Origin of the sequence: Catenulispora rubra, from assembly GCF_015356825.1 — a bacterium.
Taxonomy (GTDB): domain Bacteria; phylum Actinomycetota; class Actinomycetes; order Streptomycetales; family Catenulisporaceae; genus Catenulispora; species Catenulispora rubra.
This window is the reverse complement of sequence record NZ_JAACYW010000039.1, coordinates 1-14,749: the sequence shown is the minus strand read 5'-3', so window position 1 is coordinate 14,749 and position 14,749 is coordinate 1. Positions and strand designations below refer to the sequence as shown.

General features: G+C 66.4%; 13 protein-coding genes and 1 pseudogene. 9 read left to right on the top strand and 5 right to left on the bottom strand.

Features of this window, described 5'->3' with window-relative positions:
* Positions 1–204 precede the first annotated feature (204 nt).
* Positions 205–393: pseudogene (locus tag GWK61_RS60715) on the bottom strand (TetR/AcrR family transcriptional regulator); the annotation flags it as partial.
* A 250-nt stretch (positions 394–643) separates the two neighbouring features.
* Here GWK61_RS60715 and GWK61_RS13875 point away from each other — a divergent pair.
* From GWK61_RS13875 to GWK61_RS13835, 9 genes are all read left to right on the top strand, one after another.
* Positions 644–1,606, top strand: coding sequence for an NmrA/HSCARG family protein (locus tag GWK61_RS13875; protein ID WP_194908763.1), 963 nt, complete (start codon positions 644–646; stop codon positions 1,604–1,606).
* A gap of 43 nt (positions 1,607–1,649) precedes the next feature.
* Positions 1,650–2,426 carry an SDR family oxidoreductase gene (locus GWK61_RS13870; RefSeq protein WP_323747556.1) on the top strand — a complete coding sequence of 259 codons (777 nt, stop codon included), beginning with the start codon at positions 1,650–1,652 and terminating at the stop codon, positions 2,424–2,426.
* Positions 2,427–2,758: 332 nt separating this feature from the next.
* On the top strand, positions 2,759–3,163 hold the full coding sequence (locus GWK61_RS13865) for a phosphotransferase family protein (protein ID WP_194908762.1): 405 nt from the start codon (positions 2,759–2,761) through the stop codon (positions 3,161–3,163).
* Between the two features lie 1,138 nt (positions 3,164–4,301).
* Positions 4,302–4,802 carry a hypothetical protein gene (locus tag GWK61_RS13860; RefSeq protein WP_194908761.1) on the top strand — a complete coding sequence of 167 codons (501 nt, stop codon included), beginning with the start codon at positions 4,302–4,304 and terminating at the stop codon, positions 4,800–4,802.
* 221 nt (positions 4,803–5,023) lie between these two features.
* Positions 5,024–5,737, top strand: a complete 714-nt coding sequence (uppS, locus tag GWK61_RS13855; RefSeq protein ID WP_438939766.1) for a polyprenyl diphosphate synthase — start codon at positions 5,024–5,026, stop codon at positions 5,735–5,737.
* The gene (locus GWK61_RS13850; protein WP_194908759.1) at positions 5,730–7,154 is read left to right on the top strand and encodes an oxygenase MpaB family protein; all 1,425 of its coding nucleotides are present in this window, start codon (positions 5,730–5,732) and stop codon (positions 7,152–7,154) included. Before uppS ends, GWK61_RS13850 begins: the two co-directional genes overlap by 8 nt.
* A 452-nt stretch (positions 7,155–7,606) precedes the next feature.
* Entirely contained in the window at positions 7,607–8,809 is a 1,203-nt protein-coding gene (locus tag GWK61_RS13845; protein ID WP_228562291.1) for a transposase, read from the top strand.
* Positions 8,810–9,413: 604 nt separating this feature from the next.
* On the top strand, positions 9,414–9,857 hold the full coding sequence (locus GWK61_RS13840; protein WP_194908757.1) for a ricin-type beta-trefoil lectin domain protein: 444 nt from the start codon (positions 9,414–9,416) through the stop codon (positions 9,855–9,857).
* Between the two features lie 119 nt (positions 9,858–9,976).
* Positions 9,977–10,135 carry a hypothetical protein gene (locus tag GWK61_RS13835; RefSeq protein ID WP_194908756.1) on the top strand — a complete coding sequence of 53 codons (159 nt, stop codon included), beginning with the start codon at positions 9,977–9,979 and terminating at the stop codon, positions 10,133–10,135.
* A gap of 237 nt (positions 10,136–10,372) precedes the next feature.
* Here GWK61_RS13835 and GWK61_RS13830 read toward each other — a convergent pair whose 3' ends face one another.
* The 4 genes from GWK61_RS13830 to GWK61_RS13815 all read right to left on the bottom strand — a co-directional run.
* Complete coding sequence (locus tag GWK61_RS13830; RefSeq protein WP_194908755.1) at positions 10,373–11,899, bottom strand: beta-N-acetylhexosaminidase; 1,527 nt, start codon at positions 11,897–11,899, stop codon at positions 10,373–10,375.
* A gap of 88 nt (positions 11,900–11,987) precedes the next feature.
* A complete protein-coding gene (locus GWK61_RS13825) occupies positions 11,988–12,818 on the bottom strand; it encodes a carbohydrate ABC transporter permease (RefSeq protein ID WP_323747433.1) in 831 nt (276 codons plus the stop codon).
* Positions 12,815–13,798, bottom strand: coding sequence for a carbohydrate ABC transporter permease (locus GWK61_RS13820; RefSeq protein ID WP_194908754.1), 984 nt, complete (start codon positions 13,796–13,798; stop codon positions 12,815–12,817). The genes GWK61_RS13825 and GWK61_RS13820 overlap by 4 nt, the downstream gene beginning before the upstream one ends.
* Positions 13,795–14,749, bottom strand: a 955-nt coding sequence (locus GWK61_RS13815) for an extracellular solute-binding protein (protein WP_194908753.1), incomplete at its 5' end; no start/stop codon positions are given. The genes GWK61_RS13815 and GWK61_RS13820, both read right to left, overlap by 4 nt.

Genomic DNA, 14,749 nt, shown 5'->3' with positions numbered 1-14,749 from the left:
ATAAGTCCGCTGTGATCCCTGTAGTACCCCAAGGGTTTTCGGGAGACCTGGCCGTTGAAGTTCTCGACGAGGGACTTCGACATCCCGAGCAGGGACTTGGCCTCGTTGCTGTAGAAGCCGACGGGCTTGATCAACGCTTCCAGTTCGGCCGGGTCGCGTTCAAGAGGCACCCGACCCCTGCTGACATGGCCGTCGCGCGTTCTGGGCGAGGACTGGCTGGTTGCGGCCGAGGGAAGCGCGGGCGATGGCGAAGTGGTCGAGCAGGAAGACGATGCGGTCGCGGCCGTAGGCGATGAGCCGTTGCTCGGGGTCGGCGCCGGGGCCCAGCGGCGGCGGCCCACTGATGGCCGCCTGCTGGAAGGCCTGCTCGGCGTCGTCCAAAAGGGCCTGGAATTCGTGCGCAAGCGGCAGGACTCGCGAGCGTGAAAGAACAACACCGGGGCGTCGCCGGAGCCGTGTGGTCGACGGCGGCTCCACACGCTGAGTCCGATTGCGGACGGCTTAATTTAAGCGGCCTGGGCCACATCCGAAATTTAATCGGGGTAAAGTCCGTTTATGGTAGCGTCGGGTTCACCGGGACCGAACGGACCGGGCTTGCGAGTCCGGACCTCGATCGTCGAGAACACCCGAGAAGGGCATTTCCGTGAGCGCACAGAAGATCATCGCCGTGGTGGGTGCGACCGGTACACAGGGTGGCAGTGTGGTGCGGGCGATCTTGGCTGACCCGAACGGGGAGTTCCTAGCCCGCGCGATCACCAGGGACGCCGACTCGGCCAAGGCCAAGGAATTGGCCGCGCTCGGGGCCGAGGTGGTCACGGCGGACCTGGACGACCAGGACAGCCTGCGCCGGGCCTTCGACGGCGCGTACGGCGCGTTCATTGTGACCAACTACTGGGCGCCGCGCACGCCGGATCAGGTCGCGCAGCGCACCGCCGCGCAGATGGAACTCGACCAGGCCGGCAACGCCGCCCGCGCCGCCGGAGAAGCCCGCCTGCGCCACGTCGTCTGGTCCACGTTGGAGGACACCCGGCCGTTCTTCGGCCTGTCCGGCGCCCTCGTCCCCACTGTGGACGACGGCCGATACACCGTCCCCCACTTCGACGCGAAGGCCGAGGCCGACGAGATGTTCCGCGAGCTCGGGGTGCCGACCACGTTTCTGCACACCACCTTCTTCTTCGACGGCCTGCTGTCCACTCTGGCGCCTCGCCGCGACGAGCAGGGCCGATTGGTGCTCGCGTTGCCCGCGGCCGACACCAAGCTGTCCGGCATCGCCTCCGAGGACGTCGGCCGCGCGGCACTGGGCGTGTTCCGCCGCAGTGACCTCGTCGGCCGGACGATCAGCATCGCCGGAGAGCACCTGACCGGCGCCCAGTACGCGACGGTGTTCAGCGAGGTGATCGGGGAACCGGTGACCTACCAGGCGATCCCATTCGAGGCGATGCGCGCCGGCACAGTCGAGGGGGCCAACATGTTCCAGTTCTACTCGGCGAACGAGAAGCAGTTCACCGGTGACCGCGACCTGGCCGCCGTGCGCGAACTCAACCCGGAACTCCAGTCGTTCCACACCTTTCTAGCGAACCACCTCGAAGCTCTCCAACTCGGCTGAGCGGCTCGAGCACGACCGGGCCAGGACTGGCCGCACCGGCCCGGTGCTCGAGACGAAGGCAAGTCATGGCCGCACATCGACTCATCGAAGGGAAACTCCCGTGTCGCTTGAACCAACCAGTCGTGTCGTCGTCATCGGTGGCACCAGCGGCGTGGGCCTGGCCGTGGCACACGCCGCTCGAAAGGCCGGCGCGCAAGTCGTCGTCGGGTCGCGCTCGGCGGAGACCGTCGACCGCGCGCTTGCCCAGCTTCCCGGCGCCACCGGCCGCCCGGTGGACGTCACGTCCGGCGAGTCGGTCCAGTCGTTCTTCGACAGCGTCGGCGAATTCGACCACCTCGTCTACACCGCGGGCGATGCGATCGCCGGTGGCCTGATCGCGGACTACCGCCCGGAAGAGGCACAGCGGTTCTTCGACATCCGGCTCTTCCGCGCGCTCGACACGGTCCGCGCGTCGCTTTCCTCGCTGCGACCCGCCGGTTCGATCACGCTGACCGCCGGATCCGTCGCCTACCGCGGCGGACCGGGCACACTGCTGGGAGCCGCGATGAGCGGCGCGGTGATCTCCGCAGCACGGTCCCTGGCCAACGAACTCGCCCCGCGCAGGGTCAACGTCGTCGCGTTAGGCATCGTGCGAACGCCCCTGTGGTCGGGAATGACCGAGGAAGAACGGACCTCGTTGTTCGCCTCAGCGGGAAACAACACGCTGGTCGGCCGAGTCCCGGAGGCCGAGGATGTCGCGAAGTCCTTCATTCACCTGATGGATCAGGACTACGTGACCGGCACCGTGTCACTGGTCGACGGCGGCGGAGTGCTGAACTGACCAACACCAGGCTCCCAGCCACCGGCCCGGCGCCGTTCTCACGGGTGTGAGACACCGGGCTGGCGCTCCCGCCAGGTTCCCCCCGGCCGTAACACGCGGGCTGACGTGCGCGGACATCAGGTACGGCAGCCCAGCCCGCCAAGCTGACGTACTCCTCCATCGATCTCGCCTCGCTACTACGCCGACTGCACAAGATCGACGGCGACGCCGTCCCGGTTCCCCTTCCGCCCTGGGTCCCTCTGACCTCGTTGGAAGGAGCACTCATCAAGTACATCCCCGAGACGGTGCTGACCGGCGATGAGGTCGTCTGACTCAAGCAGGAGATCATCGAGGTGCGCGAACGGCTCGCCGACGTCGAGTGGCACCTTCCTCCGGGCCTTGTTCACGGTGACGCGTGGGCCGGGAATCTACTCGCGGACAGCCGCACCGGCGGTCTGCTACTCGGTGACTGGGACTGGGTCAGCAGCGGCCCCCGAGAAATTGATCTCGTACCAACCTGGCACGCCGCACGACGATACGGACGCGACGACGCCTGGTCGAGCGCGTTCGCCCACGAATACGGCTACGACCTGACCGGCTCTCCCGGCTACGAAGCGCTCATGCACATGCGGGACATGATGCAGCTCACCGGGCCGCTCCGCCGTGCCCGCTCAGACCAGCAGTACTTCACGTTCCTGCGGCAGCGGGTCTCAGCGATTCGCGCGGGCGACCGGTCTTCCCAGTGGTCCACACTCTGAACAAGGGGCCCCGGGCACTCGGCACGGACTTCGGGCTGGGAAAAGTCAGATTGCCTGCGTTTGGGGACCCGAACGGGTGACGAAACCCTGTGCGCCCGGAGGGCCAGCGGTACAGCAGCACGGCGAAAAGCAGGCCGTCACCATACGGAGTCGCTACGGCCATCATCACACCGTCATCACACGGGGCCGTTTCGACGACTTTACGGGTCGACTCGAGTCGAAGAAACGTAAAACTCCAGGTCAGCCCGGCTTCCTGCGGTTCGATTTCAGTGCCCCCGGCAGGATTCGAACCTCGACCATCGGATTAGAAGCGTGGAACACGCATGGATTCCAGAACCAATTAGGGAATGGCATATTCTTACATCACGATGGCCACGCCCAAACGTCGGGATACAGAAAAGGCGAGACCTGGAATCAATCAAAGCTGAAAATGACTACGCGACCTTCATAGAGGACTCCTCCGGCGACCACGTCTGGTCTTTCCATGTGGATGACCCACTGACAGTTCACGAACGCGGCTTAAGCGAGGAATCGTGGAGCCAGGCTTCCGAAGGAGCATCCGAATTCATTAGCATGCCTCGATCCTCGAGCCAATTTTCATCTCAGAACATCATCTCTACGCGAGAAACGTCGAACAGCAATACCTTTCGGAGATTCCTTCCACGGTCGATCAGGTCAACTTCGGAGAATGGCGGACGCCACTGATGGGACACAAAATATTCGCGTCCCCGGGGGCTTTTATCTTGACCGCTGCGACTCGAACCGCCGGGCTGCAAGTCCACATTTCTGGAAGAACTTCATCAGCCTTAGAGGATCTTCAAGATTCGCGCATTCCATGGAAGAAACCACGAACCGCGCACTAAGCACCACATCGCGTTCCCAATGAACGGACCCGGGAGTGCCATGTGCTTATCGATCAGCCTATCGAGAGCCCGGCGTGACCGCCACCAGCACCTTTGGCCCGATCTGGACCTTCCCCCGCGACGCCCCCCGCCACGTGAAGATCACCGCCGATCCGGACTATCCGTTGGCCCCAGGCGAACGAAGGGCCGGGCGAGGGCGGGGCTCAGCGGGCGTAGTGCATGAGTGAACGCTTGCCGCCAGGGTGGCCGTTCGTAACTGCGTCTAGGCTTGCCGCATGGTCTCGCTTGTCAGTCACCTCAACGTGTGGGAGACCTGCCTCCAGCTCATGAACCGTCTGGGCTATCGCCTTGAGATGTCCTATCCCGACGACGAGGACGGAGACGAGGGTCTGAGCACCTGGTCGGCGACGAAGGGCGGATTCACCTTCATGGCCGACGACCCGATTCAGTTGCTGGGCCTGGTCGCGGTATACGAAGACGTGCAGCCGGAGGATGACCGGGACTACTGGTGGCGGGCTAAGACCGATCGAAGCCGCCCGGGAGTGTATGACCAGGTGACGGATCAAGCGATCGCCGTCGAGGAGGCCCGGGTGGAGGAACTCGCCGCGCTCAGACAAGTCGACCCGCGAGCCTGGGAGGCCGAGGTCCGCGCGGCGTTCGAGATGGTCGGAGTCGGCGACGTCGTCAACGCGGCGTCCATGCTGCGGATCCCCCGCAAGGAACTGCGACACATTCTCGGCGATCCACGCTTCGCCGACCTGCACTTACACGGTTGAGACATGCCTCGGCAGGCTGTCGGCGTAAGAGTTCCCCGGCCACCTGCTCGCCTGCTGGTGACACGATGTGCCGCCGGCGACGGCAGATGGTGGCAGGGCGAGGGGATCGTGTCCAGCTCTGCCGGGAGCTTCACTCCTTCGGGTCAAATCAGTCCTCTGCGACCTGACGGGTGCGCCCGGCGGGTACGAACACTGATGTGCCGATCCCTCCTCTCGCCCATGTGGCTTGCATCATGGACGGCAACAGGAGATGGGCTGCGCGGCGATCCCTGCCGGAGAACGCCGGCCACCGCGCCGGCCAGGCCGCGGCGCTGGATGTCATCGACGCGGCCCGAAGCGTCGGGGTGCGCTGGCTGACGCTGTTCGCGTTCTCCAGTGAGAACTGGCACCGCCCGGGGGACGAGGTGGCGTTCCTGATGCGACTGGTGCAGTCCACCGTCCGCCGGCACGCCCTGGCATTGCACGCCAAAGGCATCCGCTGCCGCTTCCTGGGCGCCTCCGACCCCCGAATTCCCGCTGGACTACGCCGCGACATCGCGGCTCTGGAGAATCTGACACGGGAGAACCGCGGAATGACGCTCACCGCGGCGTTCGGACACGGCGGACGAGGCGATCTGGTCCAAGCCGCTCAATCGCTGATCCGCGCCGGTATCCCGGCGGAGTCGGTGACCGAGGAACTGTTCGCGGCGCATCTGCCGCTTCCCGACACGCCGGATGTCGACCTGGTCATCCGCACCTCGGGCGAGCAGCGGATCTCGAACTTCATGCTCTGGCAGGTCGCCTATGCCGAGTGGATCTTCCCGCCGGAGCTGTGGCCCGACTTCGGCACTGAGCCCTTTCTGCAGTGCCTCGACGCCTTCAGCCGCCGTCAGCGCCGATTCGGCGCCCGCCCTCGAACTGCCGCGCACGTCCCGACGGGAGTGAACCTTGCCTGACACGACGCAGTCCACCACCCCCTACCCCCTGCTGCGTGAACTGGCCGGCGAGCTCGGCTGGGGACTGGCCATGGTCCGCGCGGTCGTGCTGCAAACGGCCCACCCGCAGATCGCCGCCGCCCTGATGGAAGACTCCAGTTTCCTGACGCACCCGTGGCGGCGGCTGCACAACACCATGGTCAGCATGCAGCGCCAATTCGACGAGCGCCCCGAGGTACGCGAGCGCGAAATCGCCCGGCTCAACCGGCTGCACGCCCGCCTCACAGGCGTCGGCCCAGACGGCGCCGCGTTCAGCGGCATGGACCCGGAGGCACGCGCGTGGGTCCTGGCAACCCTCTTCGAATCCACGGTGGCCATGCGCCGCCGCAGCGCACGCCCCCTGGGCTGGGCAACCCAGGAACAGCTCTACGCGGAGTTCCGGCAGATGCTCGCCGACTTCGGCGACGACCCGGCGGCGCTGCCCGAACGGCTCGCGCACTTCTGGCCCTACTACGAGCAGATGCTCTCTGAACGCCTCGAACACTCCGCCGCCGTCGACTCCGTCCTGCACCGCCTGCTCGACACGATGCCCCCGCCTCCGCTGCTGCGCGACCAGCGGACCGCGTGGGCCGCGCTCCGCTCGATCGCCGGACCGGTGGCCGCCCGCGTTACCATCGCCTCCCTGCCCCCGACCTTCCGCGACCGCGTCCAGATCAACACCCCCGTCCTGTCGGAGGCGCTCATGGCCGGCGCGTACCGAAGCACCGGCCTGGCGGCCCTGTGCCTGCCGGGCGTGACCAATCCGTGGGCCCTGGCAGATCTGCTGGACACCGACGAGGATCATCAGCCCACCTCCGCGGTATTCGGCGCCCTGCTACGCGGCGCCAGCGCCATCACCTCAGTAATCCGAGCCGTCCGCCCGAACCCCACCGCCTCCCAACCCGGCCGGGAACCGACGGCGTGGCCGGCGGCACACTTCTTCACCCACGTACTCGACCAGACCGGCGACGGCACCATCGCCTGGCCCGACCTGGCCTCCCTAGCCCGCGAAATCGCCTCCCGCCTCGGCCTGGAGGCCGACCGGGAAGCAGAGGTGTACGCCGCGTTCCACAGCTGGTGGCAGGAGCTAAGCACGGCCCTTGACACCGACGGCGACGGCAGCATCTCCCTGCAGGAATACGTCGACGGCGCCTCGACGCTGCCCGCGCCGGCACTCGTCGACCTCGCCAACGTCCTGTTCGACGCCACCGACAGCGATCACAGCGGCACCATCTCTGCCCAGGAGTACCACAGGCTGCTGCACACCGGCTTCTCCCACGAACTGGCCACCACACCCGGCGCAGACCTCACCAAAACCGCCTTCAGGACAGAATTCCTGCACTTCATGGCGGGACGCCGCCCCGATCCCGCATGGGAACGACTCACCACGGACAGCTGACCCGCAAACCCGCCCGCTCCAGATCAAGCCCCGACCAACCGCCCGACGAGGGCACCCCCGGCTGCCTCTCGAGTTTCGCAGTTTCATGGCGTATTGATCAGCGGAGCGTGCTGAGGCCCGCGTAGAGAATGAAGGTGGACGACGCCACCTTCCGAGGTGTCGTCGACGAGCTCGGATGATCTAGGCAGCTCCGTGTCGGTGTAGGTTTCACGGCTGTACAGGAAGATCCCGATGCCCCAGTCGTCGATGGAACCCTGTTAGTCGGGTAGCCCGAGGGGATCGCACCCTCGGGCTACCCGACTAGCGGCCGGGGACTGAAGTCACCTGCGGTCACCCGCACGGGCTATGCCCCGACCCTATTGGCTTATTCATCAGGGTGCTGATCTTCTAGGATGAGCTGATCGGTGGGTTGTCGCCGGTTGCCGGTTTTGGTGAGGATGAGTGCCGTGTCGATGCAGCCTGAGCCGTGGCCGGAGCCGGATCCGCAGGTTGCGGCGGCGATCAAGACGATCTATCGGCGCAAGCAGTTGCCGCTTGCGGTGCAGGTGCGGGACATGCTGGGTGAGGTGTTCGGTGATGAGGAGTTTGGGGACCTGTTCGGTGTACGGGGTCGGCCGGGGTTTTCGCCGGGGCGGCTGATGCTGGTGAGCGTGTTGCAGGTGGCTGAGAGGTTGACTGATCGGCAGGCCGCTGCGATGGCCGGTGAGAGCCTGTCGTGGAAATACGCCCTCGGGCTGGCGTTGGATGATCCGGGTTTCGATTTCTCGGTGTTGTCGGAGTTCCGTGCCCGGGTTGTGGCTGGGGGTGCCGAACAGTTGGCGCTGGATGTGCTGCTGGCTGCGCTGGCCGCCAAGGGGCTGGTGAAGGCTGGTGGGAGACAGCGCACGGATTCCACGCATGTGGTCTCGGCGGTGCGGGATTTGAACCGGCTGGAGCTGGCTGGGGAGTCGGTGCGGGCTGCGGTCGAGGCGATCGTCGCCGCCGTGCCGGGCTGGTTTGAGCAGGTGTTCGCGGTGCCGGGTTGGTCGGCCCGCTATGGGCGGCGGATCGATTCCTGGCGGCTGCCGACCGCGCAGAGCAAACGCGATCAGCTCGCGGTCGACTACGGCACCGACGGGTTGGCGCTGGTGGAGGCCGTGTACTCGCCGGCGGCACCGGTGTGGCTGCGCCAGCTCGCGCCGGTGCAGACGCTGCGGCTGGTGCTGCTGCAAAACTTCCTAGTCAGCGTCGACAAGCAGGGCAGGCAGGTGATCAGGATGCGGGATGCCGACGGTGACGGGCTCCCGCCTGCCCCATCACGGGTCGCCTCGCCGTATGACACCGATACGCGCTGGGCGGCCAAGGGCGATGACCTGTTCTGGAACGGCTACAAGGTCCACATCTCTGAGACCTGCGACGACGCTGTGCCGCATCCGGAGATGGGAGTTCGGCACCTGGACCGGCCGAACATCATCACCAACGTTGCGACCACCGATGCCACCGTGCCAGAGTTGGTAGTGGCTGCTGCGGTTCACGCCGCGCTCACCGGGCGCTGCCTGGTACCGGGCGAGCACTTCGTTGACTCCGGATACGCCTCGGCCGACGGCGAGCGCGGACCGGATTCTGCACCGCTGGCTCAGCGTCCAGCTCCCTGCACGAGCACAGGTCGACACTGACCGATGAATGCCCGGCCAGATGGACGAAATGGACCCGATTTCGGAGCCTGGATGCGGCTTCGCCCGGTGAACGCGCCCGGCGGATTTCGCCACTGAGCTCTACGGCCCACCCGCGCACCACGATGATCGACTAGATGGCACACAAGCGCTGAGGGGACGTGGATTGGACGATATCGCGAACGTCAGCCCCACGAGGGAAGCATCGTGCGGAGGCAGCAGCATGGCTAGGAACGTTGCGCGAAGTTGCACCACCCTTGCGGCCGAAATCCGGATCAGGAGATCTTGGCGTCCATCAGCCCGCGATATCGAGCCCTGAGAACAACCGCCCGGACACGCCGCATATTGTGCGGCAAGATATGCCCTGCATGGCGCAAAACCGGCACCTATGCCAGCCCTTCGATGGCGCCGGCCAGGAAGTTCCCACCCGTTGATGCCAGTGAGTCGCTTCGGCGGCGATGGCGTCAGGTTTCACGCGTGCTGGGGCGCACACCCACCGGAAAGGGTGAACCTATAGCAAAGCTCTGCTTTGGTTCGATCTGCTCGGGTAGGCGACCGGCCGAACGCGCCGCGACCACGGCGCCCTGCCGCAGAATGAGGTGCCCCTATGGCTCCAGTGCCCGACGGCGTCTACCGGTTCGACGACCATATGGGATACCTGGCGATCCGGGACACCAGTCCCGAATCTCCGGTGGTCGTCTCCAGCGGCTACTCCCTGCCGCCTGTGTGGCAGATCAAGAACGAAGATGACGGCACCCTCACGGTCTGGTCGACGCTCCAGGGCCTCCGGATGTACCTGTCCTACGCCGGCGGACCGCGGGTGGCGACGCTACTCGTCTCCGGCGCCCAACCAACCCGATGGGAGCTCCGGCCCGGCTTCGACGAATACCACGTCGTCATCGCCGTCCCCGCCAGGCTGCTGGCGCCCGAGGACAAGGACGGGCTCGCCGTCGACCTCGGCAGGGCGCGCAGCTACCCTCCCGAAACCGCGCTCATGAGGCTCGACCCCGAGAACGACGTCCAGAACTGGCGCCTTGTACGTCTGAGCTGACCAAAATGAGGAAGGCGCCCCGGTGCTACGTACGCCGCCAGACCCGGGCGTAGGCACGACCTGGCGGGACTATGCAAATACACCAGGAGCAGACCCCACAGCCTTCCATGCCTGCGGCCATGGGCCTGGAGGGCGCCGGCAGTTCGATCAGTTACCTGATCCGCGACCCTGATGGAAGGTCCTGTGCTGCATTCGACGAAGTGCTGGCCGACACCGGTACCCAGGTCGTGCTCACCGAGGTTCGGATGCCGAGGATGAACGCGATCATGGAGAGCTGAGTAGGCACTTGTCGCCACGAGTTGCTGGATCGGATGTGGGTCTGGAACCAGGCCCATTTGATACACGCGCTACGCGCCGTCCACACCGCCGATAAAGAGCCCGAACCATCTGCTCGGCGGTCGTAAGACGCACCACGACCGTGCCCGACGCGTCGAGTTTCGGTGGCTCGCCAGCGTCTGATGCCGGGCCGCGACAGCATCACTTCTTAGACGCGGGGCTCTTCGGCAGTGCGTGCCCTATCGCGATTCGGCGGCATCCAGGGGTCGGAACGCGACGCCCAAGGCTTCCAGGCGTTCCAGGTGCGATAGAAGCCGCGTCTGGAACGCGTTGAAATCCGTAGCCCCACCCGACCACGCCCGTTCGGCGAACGCGCAGAGTCGCGGGAAGAGCATGTAGTCCAGCTGATCCCGGTCGGAGACGTATTCGGTCCACAGTTGGCACTGGGCTCCGAGCACGCTGCCCTGTAAGTCTGCGCCCCATCGTCCGGCGCGCGGATCGAAGGAATAGGCGTCGGCCAGGGTGATGACGCCCTTCTGCGCCCGGGGCTCGCCGGATGGGGATTGGTAGAGGTCGAAGTAGACCCGGTCGCTGGGTGCCAGGACGACCGGGTGCCCGGCTTCTGCGGCACGAACTGCTATGCCCGCGCCGGTGTTCCACGCCATCACCACCGTCCCGGGGTCGGCCCCGGCCAACTCGTCCCAGCCGACCGGGATCCGTCCGCGTGCCTTGACGAACCGGGCCATCCGGCCCATGAACCAGCCGTGCAGCCGGCTGACGTCGGCGAGGCCGAGGGCGGCGGCGCGTGCCACGATCTGCGGATCCTGCGCCCAGCGATCGGTGGGGCACTCGTCGCCGCCGATGTGGATGTATGGCGAGGGGAATATCCGCATGAGCTCGGCCAGCACGTTCTCGAAGAACTCTGCGACGGTATCGGTGGGGTTGAGTAGCAGGTCGTTGATCCCCCAGCGCGGCCAGACTTCGGGCACCGGTGCGGGGTCGATGCCGAGTTCGGGGTAGGCGGCGACGGCGGCTTGGACGTGGCCGGGCATGTCGATCTCGGGGACCACCAGGATGCCCCGCTCGGCGGCGAAGGCGACGATCTCGGCGAGGTCGGCGTGGCTGTAGGCGCCCCGGTGTGCGGGGCCGGACGCGCGGCCTGGTGGGATCCCGGGTTCGCCCTCGTGGGCTGCACGCCGCACCGACCCGACCTCGATCAGTCGGGGGTAGGGGTCGATCGGGACCCGCCAGCCCTGGTCGTCGGTGAGGTGCAGGTGCAGGACGTTGAGCTGGTGGAACGCGATGAGGTCGATCAGGCGGAGGATCTCGGCTTTGCCGAAGAAGTGCCGGGCGACGTCGAGCATGACTCCGCGCCAGGCCAGGTCCGGCTCATCGGTGACATCGACGGCGCTCAGTTTCCAGTCGCGCGACCCGCTCGCGGGCCGCAGGGCCTCGGCCGGGAGCATGTGGCGCAGCGACTGGATCCCCCGCAGAAGACCGTCGGGCCGGGGCGCGCGAAGCGTGACGCGGTCGGGGACCACGGTCAGCCGGTAGGCCTCGGGGTTCTCGGATCCGGTGGTGCCGAGTTCGAGGACGATGCTTCCGGCATCTCGGATCGGCGGTGCCGAGCCGAGCGCGATCTCCAGATACGACGCAAGCAGCCTCGCGGCCGGCTGCGTCGCGGGATCGTCCGCGCCGATCGCGGTGTGGGTGCCGAGGAGGAAGTACCCCGAGTTCTCGGTGATCGATGTGACGAGCGGGAGCATGCTGTTTCCTTTTCACTGCGCCGCCGGAGGTCCCGGCCACGGCGCGCTTACGAGGCGGTGACGAACCTGAAGATCGAGGCGGGGACGATCACCCCTTGACGGCCCCGGCCGTCATGCCCTCGACCAGCCGCCGCTGGATCACCATGAAGAACACCACCACCGGCACGGCGAACAGCACCGAGCCGGCGATCAGCCCGCCGTAGTCGTTCCCTTGGGCCGTCGAGAACGAGGCCAGCCACACTGGGAGCGTGTACTTCGACTGGTCCTTCATCGTCACGTACGCGTAGATGTAGTCGTTCCACGCCGCGATGAACGCGAAGACGCTGGTCGCGATCAACCCCGGCAGGGTCAGCGGCAGCAGGATCCTGCGCATCACCTGGCCGCGCGTCGCGCCGTCGACCATCGCCGCCTCCTCCAGCTCCACCGGGATCCCCTGCACGAAGCCGCGCAGGATCCAGATCGACAGCGGCAGCACGCCCGCCACCTGCGTCACGGTCAACCCGATCAGGGTATTGAGCAGGTTCAGGCTCTTGAGGCTGAGGAACATCGGGATCAGCATCGCCGGACCCGGGATCATCTGCACGACGAGCATGCCGATCAGGAACCCGCGGCGTCCGGGGAAGGAGAACCTCGCCAAGGCCACCGCTGCCAGGAACGCCAACCCGATCGACAGCAGCACCACGCCCCCGGTCACGATCAAGCTGTTGTACAGACCGCTGACGAAACCGGGCCGCTCGACCGCATCGACGAAACTCGCCAGCGTCAAGGGGAAAGGCAGGAACTTCGGTGTCTCGGTGGTCAGGTCTCCGGACGGCTTGAACGCCGAATTCACCATCCAGTAGACAGGGAACAACCAGACCAGACAGAAAACGGCGGCACCGGCGTTCAGGCCGACGCGGCCGACACGAACGGCTTTCACAATCCCTCCCCGGCGCGCACCATGCGGCGCACGTAGTACCACATCAGCACGGTCAGCAACGCAGTGGACAGGACCGCGATCGCAGCGCCCTGACCGTAGGACTGGCTCGCGAACGCCTTGGTGAACGACCAGACGACCAGCGTGCTGGTCCCGCCGTGCGGCCCGCCGGCGGTCAGCAGCCAGATCTGGTTGAAGACGTTGAAGTCCCAGATCACCGACATCATCGCGACCAGCAGCAGCACGGGACGCAGGAACGGCACCGTCACGACCCGGAAGCGCCGCAAGTACCCCGCGCCGTCGAGCTCTGCCGCCTCGTAATACTCGGCCGGGACCTGTGAGACTCCGGCATACAGCGTCACCGCGACGAACGGCACCGACTGCCAGACCACCAGCAGCCACACCATGAACAGCCCGGGCACCGCACTCGCAGTCCAGTCGTGCTGGCGCAGGTCGCCGAACAGGTGGGTCTGGGTGAGCAGCCAGTTCACGACGCCGTACGTCGGCTGGAACAGCCAGGTCCACAACAAGGTCGCCGCGATGTTCGGCATGGCCCAGGCGGTGATGAGGCTGAAGACCATCAGGGAACGCATCCGCTTGCCCAGCGACTTCATCATCAGCGCGCACGACATACCGATCACGAGAGTCGCCCCGGCCAGCGCGAGACAGAACAAGGCGGTGCGGACGAGCATGGGGACCAGGTCGGCGCTGTGGAAGACCGCCGTGTAGTTGGCGAACCCGGCCCAGGGCGACACGCCGGTGAACAGGGATCGCAAGCCGTAGTCGTGGAAGGAGATCAGGACGAGGCGGACCAGCGGATAGCCGACGACGACCACCAGCACGACAGCGGCCGGAGCCAGCAGCGTGTACGGGATCGCCCTCGGCTCGCGGCCGCGGCCGACGCTGGCGCCGCGTCGAGAGCCCTGGCCGGAGGCCGCCGCCCCGGTCGGGGCGGCGGTCGGCTTGAGCGTGGTGTGGCTCATGACGTCGCGTTCAGCGCCTGCGCGAGGTGCGTGTCGAAGCCCTTGGCCGCGTCGGCGACGGGCTTGCGTCCGGTCGCGATGTCGGCGAAGAACTCCTTGATCGACTTGTCGCTCTCGATCGTCGCCCACCCCGGGGTCGCCGGGGTCGCGACGCTGTTCTTCGCCGCGGCGAAGAACGCCTGCGACGTGTCCTGCAACGAGGAGACCGTCTGGTCGATCAACTGGGTGCTGACCGGTGTCCAGTGGTCGATGCCGACGATCGCGCTCGTCTGCACATCCGGATCCGTCGCCGCCTTCAGGTAGGCCAGCGCAAGGCTCTGGTTCCCGCTCTTGGCCGGGACCACCAGGTCGGAGCCGCCTATGAACACCGGTTGTGTCTTGCCGTCGGTGGAGCTGGGGAAGGGGAAGGTGCCGATCTGGTCCTTCATGGCCGGGTTCGCCTTCAGGATCCCGTTGATGCTGGTGTTCAGCAGGGTGGCGGTTTTGCCCTGCGCGAACAGCGCATTCATGTCCGGCTTGGTGTTGTCGGTGTTCAGCGACGCCTGCGACGAGTACGTCGTGACGAAGTTCTTCCACGCCGTCAGGCCGGCCTGGGCCTGTGGCGACTCCAGACCTCCGGACCAGGTGCTGCCGTTCTTGGTCGCGATCTGTCCGCCGGCGTCCCAGACGAACTGCAGCGCGCCGTACCACCACTGGCCGGGGAAGTAGAACGCCGAGAACTCGGGGTCGGTGTTCTTCGCCTTGATCTTGTCCAGGTCGGCGGTGAGTCCGGCGAACGTCGTCGGCGCGGCGCTGATGCCGGCATCGGCCCAGATTTTCTTGTTGTAGATCACTGCGCGGTTGCCGGCGAACAACGGCGCGCCGTAGAGGTGGCCGTCCACGGTCGCCGGACCGACGAGGCCCGGCAGCCAGGTCTGACCGGCGGACATCTGGCTCTGGACGCCGGAGATG